Source organism: Pseudoalteromonas sp. MSK9-3, assembly GCF_003590335.1.
Lineage (GTDB): Bacteria > Pseudomonadota > Gammaproteobacteria > Enterobacterales > Alteromonadaceae > Pseudoalteromonas.
In genome coordinates, this window is the sequence record NZ_MIET01000024.1 from 47,900 (window position 1) to 66,573 (window position 18,674).

The window sequence follows — 18,674 nt, forward strand, 5'->3', positions numbered from 1 at the left end:
GGATGCTGCATGATAATACTAAATTCTTATTGCTATTATGCGGCGTAAACCTAAGGTTAATCACAACATTATTTTGGTGATAGCGAGCCTGACATTGATATGTGATGGCGAGCAAAAAAGCAGTTCACCAAGCCCCAAAATACAAGGAGTATAGTGGATGCTGCTGCTTTTGCGCTTAAAAATGGTGCTTGTATGTGCATTATTGTGTATTGCAATGTGTGTATTAAAGGTTGAAATAGCACAAGCAAACTCGGTAAATCAGTTAAAAATAGAAAGTATCTCGACTTATAACGGGTTATCAAACCCACAAATTTATGCTGTTACAAAAGATCATCAAGGCTTTATGTGGTTTGGTAGCGCTGATGGTATATTACGTTATGACGGATACCAGTTTACGACGTTTAAGCATGACTCAGAGCATGCCAACTCTTTATCTGCAAACAGTGTTGGGGTACTGCTTTTTGATAGTAAAAACCAATTATGGGCAGGTACTTGGGGTGGTGGGTTAAACTTATATCAAGGTAATAAGACCTTTGAGCACTTTAAACATGATCCGCAAAACCCACGATCGTTAGGTGCCAATAAAGTGCAAGCGTTGTTTGAAAGTCGCGATGGCACATTATGGGTAGGTACAAATGGCGGGGGACTCAATAAGCTAGACTCAGATCAAAGTGGCTTTCAGCGCTTTACTCATGATAAACACGACCCATCAAGTTTGGGAAATAATCGGGTTTGGAGTATTGCAGAGGGCCTAGACGGCGGGATTTGGGTAGGTACGTCTAACGGGTTATTTAAACTTGATAGAAGCACGAATACCTTTACGGGCTTTGGTGTAGGACTTGGTTCTTTAGATCATTCAGAGATAAGGCAAGTGTCTGTTGATACATCAGGCAGGATTTGGGTTGCGACACGCAGCAGTTTTGGCTTGTTTGACCCTCAAACTAAGGCATATCAAACCTATAACCTTGCAGACCAAAGTTTGCCCAGTGTCACGAGCTTGCTGCATTATCAAGATGATATTTTATTGTCGACATTTGCAGGTATTTATCGCTTTTCTCCTGCGCAGCGTAACTTTGTAACCGATCGCCATACAAGCGCTAACGCATTGCTGCAAAACCGTGATGTGCGCCAAGTGCTTATAGATGATACCGGACTGTTGTGGGCGGCCACTCGATATTCAGGTGTGATCAAAGTGTTTCCTCATCCACCCGCTTTTACCTCACACAAAAATTATCTGCAAGATTACTTACTTTCAGGGCTATTTAATCAAGTGTTGTCGATGGCATCCGCTTCAAAAGGAGGGGTGTGGTTGGGCACGGGCAGAGGGTTGGTGCATTTTGATGGTCAGTCTGACTTTAAACCTTTTGCAGCGCGCGAAGCGCTGACAGGGAGTTATCGATTAAGGGTGCATAGTTTAGCTCGAAGTAAAAACGGCCATTTATATGCCGGGACTAATTATGGTCTCTATCGTGTCGATGAGGCGCAAAATAAATTAATTCAACTGCCACTTTTTTGGCTCAAGAATCAACGCCAATCGGTTGAACAAATTAGCTTCGATAACGAAGGCTATGCATGGTTGGTTATTTCGGGCAGCGATCAAGTAATACAGTGGGATCTCGAAACGATGGATTACTCTGTGCATATGGCTAACATAGATCCGAGTCTGGTGTTGAGTGATAGCCAAAATAATATTTGGGTGGGCACCGAAGGTGATGGGGTTTATCAGCTCAATCTCGAGGATAAAACGCAGCAACAGCACGTTATGCAGCAAAGTGATAGCAGTTTAAGTGATAACTATATTAACTTTGCTATGCAGCATAAAAACAAAGTGTGGTTTGGCACTAACAACGGGGTGAGTAGTTTTGATTTAATGTCTAAACAGTTCCAACGCTTTTCAAATACGACTTCAGAGTCGAGTTTTTCCGTACAATCCATCGTGGCAGATAGTCGCGATTTCTTATGGTTAGCCACCTCTAGTGGCGTATTGAAGCTGGATACCCAAAATGGGGTGTTTCACCAATTTACAACCAATGATGGGTTAGCGAACAATCACTTTTTAACCAATTCTAAATTGTTACATAAGGGGCAAATCTTATTTGGCAGTATTGATGGGATCACGCGCTTTAAGCCTGAAAATGTGGTGGTTAACACCACGGCACCCCAATTGGTATTTACGCATATATTGGTTGATAACACACCCATTGACCACGGTACAGATACCGTGCGATTAGAACCAGAACATAGCTCAATCAGTATTGGTTTTGCTGGGCTTGATTATCAAGCAAGCGAAGATAACCGCTATAGAGTGTGGCTGGAAGGGCATAATGTAGCATGGAGTGATATTACTGCTAATCACAGTGTGAGTTATCGAGATTTACCCCCAGGCGAGTATCGGCTAAAAGTGCAAGGAAGTAATAACCATGGTGTTTGGAACTTAACTGGCATTGCACTCAATATTATTAAGGTCCCTGCGTGGTATCAAACCTTATGGTTTCAAATATCTCTGCCTGTTGTTATTGGTTTACTGCTGATTGGCGCTTTAATATGGCGTCTGCAGCGATTACGAGTGGCCAGTCAAAAGCTTGAACACAAAGTCGCACAGCGTACAAAAGACATTGTTGTACTGGGAGAAGTGGGTAAAGAAGTTGCAGCGACCTATGACATGCAGACAATTTGCCAAACGATATACAACCATTTAATAAACACCTTACCGTGTGATTTTTGCGCCATCGGTATTTATCATAAAGAACAGCAATATATTGATTATATTTTTGCAGTTCAAAAGGGGGAGCCATTTGATGCATTGATCTCTCAGACTCAATTAAGGGGCAGCGCTGATGTGTATTGTGTGACGCAAGCACAAGAGTTGTACGCCGACAATGATGCGCTGTGGCAGCGTTATGATTTTGACGCATCAACCAGCTTAAATGGCGAACAGACCAAAACTGTATTGTGTGTACCGTTAGTTGTTGATGGTCGAGTTTTAGGGGTTTTTACGGTGCAATCAGACGCTGAATACGCTTACAAAGAAACTCAGCTAAGTATTTTGCGAGTGATCGGTAATCATCTTGCAGTGGCATTGGCCAACTCTTTATCTTATAGCGAATTGAAAGAAGCTGAACAGCGATTAGAACTGGCGATGCAAGGCGCGAATGCGGGTACCTGGGAATGGGATTGTCACAGTGGTTTATTGATGACAAACGCAATTTGGTCGACCATGCTAGGGTACATGGAGGGGGAGCTCGAAGTGCGATTTGGTACTGGAATTTCACGATGGCGACAGCTAACGCACCCTGATGATATAGAACAGGCAGAACTGGCATTAAATGATCATATAAAGGGCAAAACCGACACCTACCGTTGTGAATTTAGAATGCGTACAGCATCTGGTGAATGGAAATGGATATTAGGTATTGGTCGCTGCGTGCAATTGAAAGATGGACTCGGGCGTCAAGAAGTCTTTGGTATCAATATGGATATATCGGATGCAAAACAATTAGAAGTGGCGTTAAAAACGGCAAAAGAAACGGCAGAAAATGCAACGCAAGCTAAGTCTGATTTTTTATCTAATATGTCTCATGAAATTCGCACACCGATGAATGCGATTATTGGTATGAGTTATTTAGCCCTTGAAACTGAACTTGACCGTAAACAACGTAATTATATTGAAAAGATTCACCGCAGTGGTGAATCTTTACTAGGGATCATCAATGATATTCTCGACTTTTCTAAGATAGAAGCCGGTAAATTAGACATTGAGTCTGTGCCTTTTTGTTTTGAGCAAACCGTGGCTGATTGTGTGGGGCTACTTAGTATCAAGGCGCGAGAAAAAGACCTGACCTTTAATGTCTTTATTGACCCTCAATTACCGGTACAGATGCGCGGCGATCCGCTCAGGATCACGCAAGTACTGCTGAACTTGGGCAGTAATGCTATTAAGTTCACAGATAAAGGCGGGGAAATAACCCTCGATATACATCTTAAGACTACGCAGGAACACGTGCTTGAGGTTGCAGTTGCGGTTATTGATTCTGGCATAGGGGTGACAGAAGAGCAGCAGCAACGTTTGTTTCAGTCGTTTAGCCAAGCCGATACATCGACAACGAGAAAGTATGGTGGAACCGGGCTTGGTTTGGCTATTTGTAAAAACTTAGTTGAATTAATGGCTGGGGAGATCGGCTGTCAAAGTACAGTAGGCGTGGGGAGTACATTCTCGTTTACGATGCAATTACTGGATGATCGCAGTGTGCAAGCGCCTGTTGAAAAGCTGCCAATTAACTCGGCGATTATTATTGACGATAATCAGTTTTCAAGCCGAGCGAGTGCGGTATATTTGCAAAAATACAATATTAAGAGTCACTGTATTACCTCAACAGAGCAGTCTAAATTAATGCAGTTAATCGATGACGTGGCACTGGTATGTGTGGATGAGTATGTACAAAGCAAGCATCAAATATTAGAGCAGGTTAGGGCACACAACCCAACACTGCCAGTGATTGTTATGAGTGACTATGACTGTGATGTTGCGGAGCAACGTTATGCAAATTATACGAAGTTAGCATGTATTGCAAAGCCGATTTTTCCTGCGTCTTTGCAAGAGTGCTTATATCGATTATGTATGATTGAGAGTAAGCAGTCTTCATTTGATGAAACGGAACTTGTGCCCCCTTCTTTGGCTGGTGCTAAATTATTGTTAGTTGAAGACAATGACTTGAATCAGGAACTGGCCGTGGCTTTGTTATCGAAGCAAGGAATTGATGTTTGTGTTGCAGAGCATGGTAAACAAGCATTAGATATGCTTGAACAGCAAGACTTTGATGGGGTGCTTATGGACTGTCAAATGCCTGTTATGGATGGGTATGAAGCGACTCGTGCCATTCGTAAGCAGCCTAAATACGCAACCTTACCCGTCATTGCGATGACTGCGAACGTGATGACACAAAGTCAGCAAGAGATTGTTGAGTGTGGTATGGACGATATTATCGTTAAACCAATCAATGTGAGTAAAATGCTGGCAACCCTCATGCAATGGATAAAAGTTGCGCCCCAGTCTGTTGTATTGCCGGTTGCGTCAGAGAGTAGCGACAATTCAGCCGCTTTATTGATGCAGATCCCACAGCTAGATTATCAAGCTGGATTGGCGATTTCCTCAGGAGATAGTGCGCTCTATAAAAAGTTATTACAGCGCTTTTATAATAAGCAGCAGCACTTTTCTGCAGAGTTTGACACGGCATTGAGGGAAGTGAGTTCTGGCCGTGATATTCAAGCTGCTACGCGGTGTGCACATACATTAAAAGGCACCGCGGGTAATGTTGGCGCAACCCAAGTTCAGCAAGCTGCGGCTAAGTTGGAGTCTGCGTGCGAGCAGAGTGTTCCACAGTTAGCACATCAAATCGCTGAGGTTGAGGTTGCGCTTATGCCAATCATTACCGCATTAGCTGATATTTTTTCTATGCTCAGTGAAAAAGAGTCGTCTGCAGTTCCGCCTTTGGTGGGTAATAGCGAAGTGGATGATACGCAGGTATATGCACTGTTTGCGCAGTTAGAAGAGCTACTCGCAGAGTCGGATATTGAAGCGTCAGATAAAATTGAGGAGTTACTGCATTTACTGCAGCAGACGCCTTTTAAATCGCAGCTAATTAAATTGGGGGAAGTCGTTGATGATTACGATTTTGACGATGCCACTGCGTTATTTTATACCCTGAAAAATACCTACAAAGAACCACAAACAGCTGTTTAGCAATTAAACAAAACAGGTTTTTATACAAAAGTTGCCTATCACCTCAAAAAATAGGCAACTTAATCCATCACATTGATTGTTTATCAGTGTCAGATCAGCGAAAATAGTCTTCAATCATGATTAACAATTATAGGTTGCCCGACACAGAGCAGAAACTCGCTCTTGGAAAGGTAAGACGCAACCTGTGTAAAATTAGAAGAACCTATTAATGTCACACACTGTAATTACGCAAGAGGTCTCTAAAAGACGTACCTTTGCTATTATCTCGCACCCAGATGCGGGTAAAACCACCATCACTGAAAAAGTATTATTGTTCGGAAAGGCGTTGCAAAAAGCGGGTACTGTTAAAGGTCGCGGCTCAAACCAGCATGCAAAATCGGACTGGATGGAAATGGAAAAAGAACGTGGTATCTCAGTGACCACTTCCGTAATGCAGTTTCCTTATAATGATGCTTTAGTTAACTTACTGGATACACCGGGACACGAAGACTTCTCTGAAGATACGTACCGTACGCTTACGGCGGTAGATTCATGTTTAATGGTGATAGATGCCGCTAAGGGTGTAGAAGATCGTACCCGTAAGTTAATGGAAGTAACCCGTTTACGTGATACGCCAATTGTTACCTTCATGAACAAACTTGACCGTGATATTCGCGACCCGATGGAAGTGTTAGACGAAGTTGAAACTGAGTTAAACATTGCCTGTGCGCCAGTAAGCTGGCCAATTGGTTGTGGTAAAGAGTTTAAAGGGGTTTACCATATTCACCGTGATGAAACGATTTTGTATCAAACTGGTCAAGGCCACACGATCCAAGAAAAGCGTATCATTAAAGGGCTAGACAACCCTGAACTAGATGCTGAAATTGGCTCAGAGCTGGTGGAGCAACTACGAGAAGAACTAGAGCTGGTTATTGGTGCATCACATGAGTTTGATCATGAGCTCTTTTTAAAAGGTGAATTAACTCCAGTCTTTTTTGGCACTGCACTAGGTAACTTTGGTGTTGACCATATGCTTGATGGTTTGACTGAGTGGGCACCGACGCCCATGCCTCGCCAGACAGATGATCGTGAAGTAAAAGCGGATGAAGAGAACTTCTCTGGTTTTGTATTTAAAATTCAAGCCAATATGGATCCGAAACACCGTGACCGTATTGCATTTATGCGAATTGTATCTGGGAAATATAACCAAGGTATGAAAATGAATCACGTCCGCTTAGGTAAGCAAATCAGTATTTCTGATGCGGTGACGTTTATGGCCGGTGACCGTGAGCGTGCGCAAGATGCTTATGCGGGCGACATTATTGGTTTACACAACCATGGTACGATTCAAATCGGTGATACTTTCACACAAGGTGAAAAGCTGAAGTTTAGCGGTATTCCTAACTTTGCCCCTGAGTTATTTAGACGTATCCGTCTTAAAGATCCTCTTAAGCAAAAGCAGTTATTAAAAGGCTTAGTACAGCTATCTGAAGAAGGCGCTGTACAGGTATTTAGACCGCTAGCGAATAATGACCTGATTGTTGGTGCTGTTGGTGTGCTGCAGTTTGATGTGGTTGTGGCCCGTTTAAAAGCGGAATATAACGTAGATGCGATATATGAAAGCGTTAACGTACAAACCGCGCGCTGGGTAAATTGTAGCGATGAGAAAAAGCTGGCTGAATTTAGACGCAAGTGTGAAACCAACTTAGCGCTAGATGGCGGTGATAACCTAACATACGTTGCGCCAAGTCGAGTGAATCTAAACTTGTCTATGGAACGTTACCCTGAGGTTGAGTTTCACCATACACGCGAACATTAATATGTATTGAGCCAAATGATGTGAAGTATTATCAACTGGCTTTAACCGTGTAAATTAAGTGATAGATTTATAGTGTGCTGTGCAGTTGAGCAAGCTCCTAAGCAGCACATAATAGGACGAAGAATGAATATTAAAACGATATTAATTGAAAAAGCCAATGCGGCGATGGGTGCAGCTGGTATTCCTGAAGGTTCAAACCCAGCAGTAACGCAAAGTACACGCCCACAATTTGGTGATTACCAAATTAATGGCGCAATGGGTGCGGCAAAAGCACTGAAAACCAACCCGCGCGAACTGGCACAAAAAATTATTGATAATTTAGACGTATCAGACATTGCTGAAAAAACAGAAATTGCAGGTCCTGGGTTTATTAATATTCACCTAAAGCCTGAGTTTTTATCAAATAGTCTTGTGGCAGCAAACCAAGACCAGAAATTAGCGGTTGCTGAACATAGCCAGCCACAGAAAGTCGTGGTTGATTTCTCTTCGCCTAACTTGGCGAAAGAAATGCATGTAGGGCACTTACGTTCGACGATTATTGGCGACTCTGTCGTGCGAGCTTTAGAGTTTCGTGGTGATACGGTAGTGCGTCAAAACCACATGGGTGATTGGGGTACGCAGTTTGGTATGTTGATCGCACATTTAGAAGACTTATTAAATCAAGGTGTTGATTTAGAGTCTGTGGCACTCGCTGACTTAGAAACATTTTATCGTGATGCGAAGAAGCGCTTTGATGACGAAGAAGGCTTTGCCGATAAAGCCCGCAATTACGTTGTAAAGCTACAAAGTGGTGATGCACATTGTCAGAAATTATGGACTTTGTTCATTGACACCTCTGTAAAGCATTCTGAAGAAGTGTATCAACGTTTAAACGTAACGCTTACGCGCAATGACATCATGGCTGAAAGTGCTTATAACGGTGAACTGAATGCGATTATTTCATTGTTAAAAGACAAGAACATTGCGGTCGAAGACCAAGGTGCGCAAGTTGTATTTTTAGACGAGTTAGCGAATAAAGATGGTGAGCCATCGGTATTTATTGTGCAAAAATCTGGCGGTGGCTTTTTATATGCCACCACTGATTTAGCTGCATGTGACTATCGCTCAAATAAACTGGGTGCAGACCGCATCTTAATTTTTGTTGATGCCCGTCAAAGTTTGCACTTCAACCAAGTTGAGTTAACTGCGCGTAAAGCCGGTTTACTGCGTGATGAAACCAGTTATGAGTTCAGCCCATTTGGCACCATGATGGGCAGTGATGGTAAACCATTTAAAACACGTACTGGTGGTACCGTTAAACTTGCGGACTTACTCGAAGAAGCCATTAGCCGTGCGACTGATAAGTTAGCTGATCGCGAGTCAGGGTTGTCGGACGCCGAACGTGCTGAAATTGCCCGAAAGGTGGGGATTGGTGCGGTTAAGTATGCTGATTTATCTAAGCACCGTACCAGCGACTATATTTTTAACTGGGACAGCATGTTGAGCTTTGAAGGCGCGACGGCACCATATCTGCAATATGCTTATACACGCGTACGCAGTATCTTCCGTAAAGCTGACATAGATAGCAGTGCCTTAACTGCGACCATCAATATTGAGCAGCCACAAGAAAAAGCGCTGGCAATTAAGTTGTTACAACTAGAAGAAGTGTTGGATCTGATGATCAGTGAAGCCACACCACACGTATTATGTGGTTACTTGTACGAGTTAGCTAGTTTGTATATGACGTTCTACGAAGCTTGTCCAATCTTAAAAGACGATGTGGCAAGTGATGTACGAGATAGCCGTTTAGTGCTGTGTAACTTAGTTGCCAATACATTACGTACCGGCTTAGATTTATTGGGTATTGAAGTAATGGAGCAAATGTAATCTACATTTGTATGCATTAGGACAACCCCTGATTCGATAAATTAAAGCCGCATTGCAACCTTGTTGATGCGGTTTTTTTGTAAGGAAATACCATGAAGCTTGAAGATATTCGCCGCGAGTATAGTAAAGGTGGGCTGCGCCGTGAGATGTTAGCTGATGAACCCACTGCGCAATTCGAAGCGTGGTTACAACAAGCCGTCGACGCAAAATTCAGCGACCCTACCGCCATGGTTGTGGCAACCGTTGATGAAACGGGCCAACCCTCACAGCGTATTGTGCTGTTAAAGCATTTAGATGAGAAAGGGTTTGTATTTTTTACTAATACGGGATCGCGTAAAGCACAAGAGCTTAAAGGTAACAATAAGGTGAGCTTACACTTCCCTTGGCATGCCATTGAGCGTCAAGTGATTGTGTATGGTGAAGCTAAACCGCTTTCGACGGCTGCGGTTGCCAAATACTTTTTGTCTCGCCCGCAAGAAAGTCAATTGGCTGCATGGGCATCGCAACAATCACGCCCAGTTTCATCTCGTAAAGCCTTGATGGAGACATTTCATGCGATGAAAGCAAAATTCTCTAATGGCGATATTCCGCTTCCTGATTTTTGGGGGGGGTATTGTGTAGAGCCAAGCAAAATCGAGTTTTGGCAAGGGGGGGATCATCGCTTACATGACCGGTTTATGTACATTAAGCAGCCAGATAGTACGTGGAGTATTGAACGGTTGAACCCGTAATGCTGCTAGGGGGTCTGTAACATGCGCTTTTTTGATAGTCATTGTCATCTAGATTTTCCTGAATTAGCTGAGGGGCTAGTAGAGCATTTAAGCGAAGCACACAGTGCTGGCGTGAGTGATTTCTTAGTCCCCGGTGTGACATTGGCACAAAGTAAGTCTTTAGTGGCATTTAAGCAGCAGTATGCAAGTTGTCATATTGCGCTGGGCTTGCACCCCTACTTTATTGCTCAGCATCATGATGACCATTTTGCTGAGCTTGCCGAGTTTGCAGCGGCGCATGTAGAGCGACTTGTTGCGATTGGAGAGTGTGGCATAGATGCGACATGTAAGCAGTTAGACTTTCAACAGTCTTTGTTTCAGCAGCACATTACACTGGCCAATACACTAAAGTTACCATTAATTGTTCACCACCGACAAAGCCACCATTTGATAGCCCAAAGTTTTAAACTCACTCCCCCGTTATATGGCGGCGTTATTCATGCTTTTTCGGGATCGCTGCAACAAGCGCAGTACTATATTCAAAAAGGGTTTAAGTTAGGCGTAGGCGGTACGATCAGTTATGCAAGGGCGAACAAAACCAAGAGGGTTTTTGCTCAAGTGCCACTCGATGCATTGTTATTAGAAACAGATGCCCCCTCTATGCCGTTAGCCGGTTATCAAGGGCAAATAAATGTACCAAAACGTTTAGCTGAGGTGTTTACTCATTTGTGCCGTTTACGTGATGAGCCAGTCGATACCATTGCAGAGCAGCTTTATGCGTCGTCTTGTGCGCTTTTTCGAATTTGACGTTTTACTTCCCAGCGTTTTAAACCACGGCCAATCTGCCAAGTAAACACACAGGTGATCATTAACATAAGCAATACCATTCGGCCTAGCTCATGAAAATGCTGGTGGCTTTGAGCCATCGCAGATTCAGTTAAATAGACGACACTGACAAAGCCGATTGGCTGCTCGCTCGCATCAACAATTTGTACAATAATGGGCGTTTTTATTTTGCTGATCCCAGGAAGTGCAGTTGGTAATCCTTGAATATTTTCTTGTGGGGTAAAACCATCATTACTGATTTTTAACTTACCCTGTTGGCTATAAATACTGACTCCCATCACAAAGGGGTCATGGGCTAAATGGTTGGTGAGCTTTCTTAACGCTGGAATGTCATCGCGCTGTAGTGGCTGAGCAGCATTGAGGGCAAGTTGTGTGGTGAGGCTTTTAGCTGCACTGTCGGCTTGCTTATGAAGCAGTTGGTGTGATTCAAAGCTGGTATTAAACGCGATTTTTGTTAATAAAATAAAGCAGCCTGCTGCAATAATTAACCGGATCATTCTACGGCCACGGGAGGAGGTGATCAAATCGATAGCTTGTGTATTTTTCATAGTGCCCCTGATGTTTGCTGACAGGTTACACCTGAGATGGTAAAAAGGGTCAGCACGTTACTTAGGAGCCAAACATGTCGCCCGTTAGTCTTACTCACCTTAGTGAAAAACCCTTGTCACAGGTCCTTACCTTAACAAAATGGTATCAAGTTGAAAATGCACAATTGCATTTGAAAGATAAAGCCCCTTTGCGTCAACAAGGGATATTTATCAGTGTATTTGGCGATGAGCTAACAGCAATGAGTGCCGTTGCACTACTTTCGTTTGCTGCACAGTATAAGGTTGTGGTGTCTTCTTTGTGCTTGTATCAACCCGACTCTCAATTGCCTGCGGGGTTAGTATTACATAGTGATAGTCACTTGAGTGACACCATGATGAGTGAGTTTCGGCATGGATTGAGAGGGGTCGCAGCGGATCAAGGTTTGCAAGGCACATGTATTACCAATCCAGCTGATTTAAAGCAAAAAGGCCTCATGGTGATGGATATGGACTCTACAGCCATTACGATAGAATGCATTGATGAAATCGCGCGGTTAGCCGGTGTGTATGACGAGGTTGCAAGTGTGACGGCACAAGCAATGGCTGGTAAATTGGCATTTAATGACAGCTTGCATCAACGGGTGGGTAAGCTCGAAGGTGTTGAGTTATCCCTTATTCAAACCTTAAAAGATGATTTGCCTTTAATGCCTGGTATTCAAGCTTTATGTCATATATTAAAAAGCCATGATTGGCATTTGGTAATAGCATCCGGTGGTTTTACTTGGTTTGCAGAGGCACTGCAAAAGCCTCTTCAGTTAGATGCGTATTATGCCAATGAATTGGAAATTTCCGATAACAGATTAACAGGTCATGTGATTGGAGATATCGTTAATGCGCAGCGCAAAGCGGATATTTTATCGGATATTAGAGCTAAATTAGCGTTACCTAAGCATCAGTGCGTCGCGATTGGTGATGGCGCTAATGATTTAGTGATGATGGCTGAAGCAGGTATTGGTATTGCCGTGCACGGTAAGCCCAAAGTGGTTGCTCAAGCCGATGCGGCAATTTGCCAAGGGTCATTATTACAAGTGCTTTATTTACTCGCTATACCAGCGAAATCGGATGATTAATACAATAGGGCATGTGTTGTGCGGGTTACGCTTATAAAACAGAGCTGTCACTCAGTGAAGCAGCTCTGTATGTCACAACATGAAAAAAGGTTTGGAGAGCGAGTTAATCTTGCAATAAATTACCGGTATTAATTGCGATCTTTCTAGGCTTGAGTGCTTCAGGCACTTCACGCTGTAGATCAATTATTAGTAAACCGTTATCTAATTCAGCACCAAGGATGCGAACATGATCCCCTAATTGGAACTTACGTTCGAAGTTGCGCTCAGCAATACCTTGATGGATAAATTGTCGCTGCGCAGTGTTATCATTTGCGGCTTTTTCACCTTTAACCAATAAAGTGTTATTTTCTGACTCGATAGACAATTCAGCATCATTGAATCCGGCAACAGCCATGGTAATTTGATACCTGTCGTTATCTAGTGCTTCAATATTGTATGGTGGGTAGCTAGGTTGCTTTTCGCCATTGCGCTGTGCCGCTTCCATTAACGATGATAAGTGGTCAAAACCAATGAATGAGCGGTGTAGTGGTGTTAAGTCGATAGTTCGCATATTTGCATCCTCATAAAGCGATTAATGATGGTGTTTATTCTTTTTGATAAGCAATAAACATCAATATAAACATATAGTTAATTTTAATTTTGGACCCTGCCGGCGTCCTAAAACATATCTATGGTCAGCGTAGAGGTATTTCAAGGAAAAGTTTTAAATTAATTTTTTATACTTGCTTAACCTACTGACTTAATTTGCATTTTGATTGTGAATAAAGCGAGGTTTTGAACTAAAGTGACATGAAGAGCTGTTATTTTCCTTATTAAAAATACTGTGATCTAGCATGTCATAAAAGAAAAGGGATTCAGAATAGCCCAACAGTAAAGCGTGTTAATTTAGGGCTCAATTTAATTGGAAACAGGACTCCGTGTGCTATCTAAAAACTTACAACACTATATACGGCACACTGTTATTTATACGAGTTTGATCATCCCTATCAGGCGACTTTTTTACTCAGGTCCATGGCAAAAATCGGTTATTCATTACTATCAACGGAAATACCCGCTAAACGTCACAAAAAATGATGTGTTGAACGTACCATTGTCATCAAGTGTATTGCTTGCACAGCCAACAGATCTTATGCTGGATACCTTGCTCGAAGCACATTGTCTTTGTGGCTTACAAATTAAGCCAAACGTCTGTGATCAGTTGAGTCGATTGTTTATAGAATTGAACGTAAACTTTTACGAAAACCCGCATAGAAACCACTCGATTGTTAGGGGCTTGGCAGAAGATCCTCTGGTAATGGCACTTGTGAGTTATTATTTTAAGTCGACCCCAGAGTTAGACAGTTCTTATTTTGTTCGAACTTTACCAGAGCATGAACATGCAATTACACGAGCAACCACGTTTCATCGTGATTTCCCTGATTTTATTTCACTTACTCTGATGGTGTATTTATCTGATGTTGATGGGGAGTGTAGCCCTCATGAAGTGATCCCAGAACCCTTTATGCTAAATTCATGGCGAACCATGTTAGGTGATTTTGGGCGGATATACGCAAGTAAAACGACTAGAAGCACGCCTGTATCGGTTGTGGCAGCAAAGGGGCATGTTGCGTTAGAAAATATTCAACTTTTACATCGACGTGCTGTAGGTAAACAAGCGAGGGAAGTGATATTTCTTAATTACCGGTTAAGGAAGTCATCGAAGTAGTGCAGCAAAATAAACGTGTGGCAGGTTTATTCAATGGCTGAAATACAGCTTTTACATAACTCTAAATAGGCATGAATGTTGTCGCAGGCCCAGAGTTGTTGGCGTTTTTGTTCTTGTAAAATAACGGTTTTAAACTCAGTAAAGGGTATGTCAGAAAAGTGAGATAGATAATACTCGAACGCTTTTTTGACCGTTCTGTTATCTAATGCGGCATCACTAATGACGGAGTCGCTTGCATCGATTAACAATCGCGTGCACACAACAAACCGTTCGTTTGGTGCACTCTCTTTTTGAATTCTGGCCATGCGCTCTTTTAGCATTAATTGCTCTTCTTTTGCTAACTCCATAACAATGCCGCCCAAATGCGTTTTTTGGCGACTTGCGGACTCTAATTTAGCATTGGCACGTTTTAGCTCTCGTTTTATGTTTTCACCTCTAACAAACAGTAAAATCATTAAAAAAACTGAAAAAACGATACCACCGACGACAGCCATTGACATAGTGCACCTTTAATTACGTTCAGGGTTTCTCTCATTATTGTTTATAAAGGGGCTTATTACAAAGAGGGACGTAAGCGCATTAGCGTATAATATCTAGCACGTTTAAAAGTGCTCACGGTGTTTTAAAAACGCTCGACTGGTCAGACCTTTTTTATAACGCTTCTCAAATGTATATTTTTGTATAAAGTTTAGACTCTAGTTTGCGGTTGTTTAAGGCAATAATACGCAGATTTTTGACAGTACAGCTTGATTTTGGTACCGTATTGTCCAAATTTGGTATGACCAATTTACCTTTTGGTTTTAATACTCCAACTTACTGATGGTTTCAGCGGTTGGCAATACACCTAAATTCGGCGATTGATTAATGTCTTTAAAGATAAAAGCAGCTAAGTTATCAGATGTTATTTTGGAACAACTCGAAAACATGATCTTAGAAGGGTCATTGATGCCGGGTGCTAAGTTGCCGCCAGAAAGAGAGCTTGCCAAACAGTTTGATGTGTCTCGCCCTTCATTACGAGAAGCGATTCAAAAGCTAGAAGCGAAAGGACTGGTTACACGGCGTCAAGGTGGCGGAACGTATGTAAAAAATCAATTAGAAGAAGGGCTCACTGATCCATTGTTTGATTTGATCAGTAAACACCCTGAATCTCAATTTGATTTACTTGAGTTTCGTCATGCGCTGGAAGGTATTGCTGCTTATTACGCCGCATTACGCGGTACCGGCACTGATTTTGAAAAAGTACAACATAGTTTTGATCGTATTGCCTCTGTTCAAGGTGATTTAGCACAAACGGCGACCGCGATTAACACATTTCATTTTACCGTAGCAGAAGCGTCACATAATGTGGTGTTACTGCATTTAATGCGCGGAATGCAAACGTTATTGGAACAAAATGTATTGCAGAACTTAACGGTTCTAGTACAAAAATCAGATGTCAGTGAGCAGCTGGCTGAACATCGTAAAGTGTTAATGGATGCTGTGATCAATGGTAATCCAGAGCAAGCACGGTTAGCGAGTAATGCACACTTGGCGTTCATTGAAGAAGCCTTATTACAAGCAGGTAAAGAGCGCTCTCGAATAGAGCGAAGCCTAAGACGGACCAAGCAACAGTAATTAAGTTGGTTTGTTAAAACTGAATAAATAAATTCGTATTTTAAACATAAGGAACACTCCATATGTCTGAAGTCAATAAATTTGACGTAGACGCGTTAGAAACCAAAGAGTGGTTGCAAGCGCTTGAGTCGGTAGTAAAAGAAGAAGGTGTAGAGCGCGCTCAGTTCTTGCTAGAGCAAGTTTTAGAGCAAGCACGTCTTGATGGCGTTGATATGCCAACTGGCATCACGACTAACTATGTAAACACAATTCCAGCTGATAAAGAGCCAGCTTACCCGGGCGATGTGAACATTGAACGTCGTATTCGCTCTATCGTTCGTTGGAATGCGATTATGATCGTATTACGTGCGTCAAAGAAAGATCTTGAGCTTGGCGGACATATGGCGTCTTACCAGTCGTCAGCAGCATTTTATGAAATGTGTTTTAACCATTTCTTCCGTGCACCAAATGAAGTCGATGGCGGTGATTTAGTTTATTACCAAGGCCATATTTCACCAGGTATTTATGCACGTGCTTTCCTTGAAGGGCGTTTAACTGCTGAGCAACTAGATAACTTCCGTCAAGAAGTGGATGGAAAGGGGATTTCTTCATACCCTCACCCTAAGCTGATGCCTGAATTCTGGCAGTTCCCAACGGTATCTATGGGCTTAGGTCCAATTGCATCAATTTATCAAGCGCGTTTCTTAAAGTACCTTGATGGCCGTGGTATGAAAGATACCTCAGCACAGCGTGTATATGCGTTCTTGGGTGATGGCGAAATGGATGAGCCAGAATCACGTGGCGCAATCTCGTTTGCTGCGCGTGAGAAGCTAGACAACCTATGTTACTTGATCAACTGTAACCTACAGCGCCTAGATGGGCCAGTAATGGGTAACGGTAAAATCATTCAAGAGCTAGAGGGCCTATTCAAAGGTGCTGGCTGGAATGTGATCAAGGTTGTTTGGGGATCAGGTTGGGACAAGCTTCTAGCTAAAGACACAACTGGTAAGTTACTTGAGTTGATGAACGAAACTATCGACGGTGACTATCAAACTTATAAAGCAAAGAATGGCGCGTACGTACGTGAGCACTTCTTTGGTCGTTACCCTGAAACAGCAGCATTGGTTGCTGATATGACAGATGACGAAATTTTTGCCCTGAAACGTGGTGGACACGAGCCGTCTAAATTATTTGCAGCCTTTAAAGCAGCGCAAGAAGAGAAAGGTCGTCCAACGGTTATCCTAGCTAAAACTGTAAAAGGTTATGGCATGGGTGAAGCGGCAGAAGGTAAAAACATTGCACACCAAGTTAAGAAAATGGACCTAACGCACGTTGAGCATTTACGTTCACGTCTAGGACTAGAGGACTTGGTGACTGACGAACAGCTTAAAGATTTACCGTATTTAACGGTAGAAGAAGGCTCGAAAGAATATGAGTACCTTCATGCTCGTCGTAAAGCGCTACACGGTTATACTCCGCAGCGTTTACCTAACTTTACACAAGCTCTGACACTACCTGAAGTTGATGCGTTTGCGCCATTATTGCAAGAGCAAAAGCGTGACATTTCTACCACAATGGCATTTGTTCGTGCGCTTAATGTGTTGCTGAAAGACAAGGGTATTGGCAAAAACATCGTGCCAATTATTGCCGATGAAGCACGTACGTTTGGTATGGAAGGTTTATTCCGTCAAATTGGTATTTATAACCCGCATGGCCAAAATTATACGCCGCAAGACCGTGATATTGTTTCTTACTACAAAGAAGAAACATCAGGTCAGGTATTGCAAGAAGGTATCAATGAGCTAGGTGCTATGTCTTCATGGGTTGCTGCTGCAACGTCATACAGCACCAGTGATTTGCCAATGATCCCATTCTATATTTATTACTCTATGTTTGGTTTCCAACGTGTTGGTGATATGGCATGGATGGCAGGCGATCAGCAAGCTCGTGGTTTCTTATTAGGCGCGACAGCAGGTCGTACAACACTAAACGGTGAAGGCTTACAGCATGAAGATGGCCACAGTCATATTCAAGCTGCAACAGTGCCTAACTGTATTTCTTATGACCCAACGTTCGGTTATGAAGTTGCGGTAATTATGCAAGATGGTATTCGTCGTATGTACGGTCCTGAGCAAGAAAACGTGTTCTACTACTTGACGCTAATGAACGAGAACTATCATCAGCCTGCAATGCCAGAAGGTGCTGAAGAAGGTATTCGTAAGGGTATCTACAAACTAGAATCTAATACGGGTGAAAAAGCCCATGTTCAGTTACTGGGTTCAGGTACTATCTTAAACGAAGTACGTAAAGCGGCTGTTATTCTAAGTGAAGAGTACGGTGTTGCTTCTGATGTTTACTCGGTAACCTCATTCAATGAGTTAGCGCGTGATGGTCAAGCGGTTGAACGTTTGAACATGCTTAACCCGCAAAACGATGCGCAAGTGCCATATATCGCCACTGTGCTAGGTGACTCACCAGCCATTGCTGCAACAGATTATATGAAAAACTACGCTGAGCAAGTACGTGCCTTTATGCCAAGCTCTTCTTACAAAGTGTTAGGTACTGATGGCTACGGTCGCTCAGACAGCCGTGAGAATTTACGTCGTCATTTTGAAGTGAACGCGGGTTACGTTGTGGTTGCTGCGCTAACAGAGCTTGTTAAGCAAGGCAAAGTAGAATCATCAGTGGTTGTTGAAGCGATTAAGAAATTTGATATCGACACAACAAAAACTAACCCACTTTACGCATAAGAGGTTTAA

At 42.7% G+C, this 18,674-nt stretch carries 12 protein-coding genes; 9 read left to right on the forward strand and 3 right to left on the reverse strand.

Annotated features, from left to right (window positions below; all coding sequences use genetic code 11):
• The first annotated feature begins 157 nt into the window (after positions 1-157).
• The 5 genes from BGP78_RS08910 to BGP78_RS08930 all read left to right on the forward strand — a co-directional run bounded on the left by BGP78_RS08910 (position 158) and on the right by BGP78_RS08930 (position 10,921).
• A complete protein-coding gene (locus BGP78_RS08910) occupies positions 158-5,740 on the forward strand; it encodes a two-component regulator propeller domain-containing protein (RefSeq protein ID WP_119861067.1) in 5,583 nt (1,860 codons plus the stop codon).
• Positions 5,741-5,948: 208 nt separating this feature from the next.
• Complete coding sequence (gene prfC, locus BGP78_RS08915) at positions 5,949-7,538, forward strand: peptide chain release factor 3 (protein WP_119861068.1); 1,590 nt, start codon at positions 5,949-5,951, stop codon at positions 7,536-7,538.
• A gap of 123 nt (positions 7,539-7,661) precedes the next feature.
• Positions 7,662-9,404 (forward strand): arginine--tRNA ligase, encoded by a 1,743-nt coding sequence (gene argS / locus BGP78_RS08920; protein WP_119861069.1) that lies wholly within the window; start codon positions 7,662-7,664, stop codon positions 9,402-9,404.
• Positions 9,405-9,496: 92 nt separating this feature from the next.
• Entirely contained in the window at positions 9,497-10,135 is a 639-nt protein-coding gene (gene pdxH / locus BGP78_RS08925; protein ID WP_119861070.1) for a pyridoxamine 5'-phosphate oxidase, read from the forward strand.
• A 21-nt stretch (positions 10,136-10,156) separates the two neighbouring features.
• Positions 10,157-10,921, forward strand: coding sequence for a TatD family hydrolase (locus tag BGP78_RS08930; RefSeq protein ID WP_119861071.1), 765 nt, complete (start codon positions 10,157-10,159; stop codon positions 10,919-10,921).
• Here the strand turns inward: BGP78_RS08930 and BGP78_RS08935 are convergent.
• Positions 10,888-11,508: an AhpA/YtjB family protein gene (locus BGP78_RS08935; RefSeq protein WP_119861072.1), complete on the reverse strand. Its 621-nt coding sequence runs from the start codon at positions 11,506-11,508 to the stop codon at positions 10,888-10,890. The genes BGP78_RS08930 and BGP78_RS08935 overlap by 34 nt on opposite strands.
• A gap of 74 nt (positions 11,509-11,582) precedes the next feature.
• On the opposite strand from BGP78_RS08935, the gene serB reads away from it, so the two are divergent.
• Complete coding sequence (gene serB / locus BGP78_RS08940) at positions 11,583-12,617, forward strand: phosphoserine phosphatase SerB (protein WP_119861073.1); 1,035 nt, start codon at positions 11,583-11,585, stop codon at positions 12,615-12,617.
• A gap of 103 nt (positions 12,618-12,720) precedes the next feature.
• Here the strand turns inward: serB and BGP78_RS08945 are convergent, their stop codons facing one another.
• Positions 12,721-13,167, reverse strand: a complete 447-nt coding sequence (locus BGP78_RS08945) for an Hsp20 family protein (protein WP_119861074.1) — start codon at positions 13,165-13,167, stop codon at positions 12,721-12,723.
• A 369-nt stretch (positions 13,168-13,536) separates the two neighbouring features.
• Between BGP78_RS08945 and BGP78_RS08950 the strand changes: the two genes are divergently transcribed.
• Positions 13,537-14,322 carry a hypothetical protein gene (locus BGP78_RS08950; RefSeq protein ID WP_119861075.1) on the forward strand — a complete coding sequence of 262 codons (786 nt, stop codon included), beginning with the start codon at positions 13,537-13,539 and terminating at the stop codon, positions 14,320-14,322.
• Positions 14,323-14,348: 26 nt separating this feature from the next.
• On the opposite strand, the gene BGP78_RS08955 is transcribed toward BGP78_RS08950, so the two are convergent.
• The gene (locus BGP78_RS08955; RefSeq protein WP_119861076.1) at positions 14,349-14,822 is read right to left on the reverse strand and encodes a hypothetical protein; all 474 of its coding nucleotides are present in this window, start codon (positions 14,820-14,822) and stop codon (positions 14,349-14,351) included.
• 364 nt (positions 14,823-15,186) lie between these two features.
• Here BGP78_RS08955 and pdhR point away from each other — a divergent pair, with 364 nt between their 5' ends.
• Positions 15,187-15,936, forward strand: a complete 750-nt coding sequence (pdhR, locus tag BGP78_RS08960; protein WP_119861077.1) for a pyruvate dehydrogenase complex transcriptional repressor PdhR — start codon at positions 15,187-15,189, stop codon at positions 15,934-15,936.
• Between the two features lie 62 nt (positions 15,937-15,998).
• A complete protein-coding gene (gene aceE, locus BGP78_RS08965) occupies positions 15,999-18,665 on the forward strand; it encodes a pyruvate dehydrogenase (acetyl-transferring), homodimeric type (RefSeq protein WP_119861078.1) in 2,667 nt (888 codons plus the stop codon).
• Positions 18,666-18,674: the final 9 nt, after the last annotated feature.

Coding starts and splice junctions, on each gene's coding strand:
- BGP78_RS08910 (WP_119861067.1), top strand. CDS start 158: ATGCTGCTGCTTTTGCGCTTAAAAATGGTGCTTGTATGTGCATTATTG.
- BGP78_RS08930 (WP_119861071.1), top strand. CDS start 10,157: ATGCGCTTTTTTGATAGTCATTGTCATCTAGATTTTCCTGAATTAGCT.
- pdxH (WP_119861070.1), top strand. CDS start 9,497: ATGAAGCTTGAAGATATTCGCCGCGAGTATAGTAAAGGTGGGCTGCGC.
- pdhR (WP_119861077.1), top strand. CDS start 15,187: ATGTCTTTAAAGATAAAAGCAGCTAAGTTATCAGATGTTATTTTGGAA.
- argS (WP_119861069.1), top strand. CDS start 7,662: ATGAATATTAAAACGATATTAATTGAAAAAGCCAATGCGGCGATGGGT.
- BGP78_RS08935 (WP_119861072.1), bottom strand. CDS start 11,508: ATGAAAAATACACAAGCTATCGATTTGATCACCTCCTCCCGTGGCCGT.
- prfC (WP_119861068.1), top strand. CDS start 5,949: ATGTCACACACTGTAATTACGCAAGAGGTCTCTAAAAGACGTACCTTT.
- aceE (WP_119861078.1), top strand. CDS start 15,999: ATGTCTGAAGTCAATAAATTTGACGTAGACGCGTTAGAAACCAAAGAG.
- serB (WP_119861073.1), top strand. CDS start 11,583: ATGTCGCCCGTTAGTCTTACTCACCTTAGTGAAAAACCCTTGTCACAG.
- BGP78_RS08955 (WP_119861076.1), bottom strand. CDS start 14,822: ATGTCAATGGCTGTCGTCGGTGGTATCGTTTTTTCAGTTTTTTTAATG.
- BGP78_RS08945 (WP_119861074.1), bottom strand. CDS start 13,167: ATGCGAACTATCGACTTAACACCACTACACCGCTCATTCATTGGTTTT.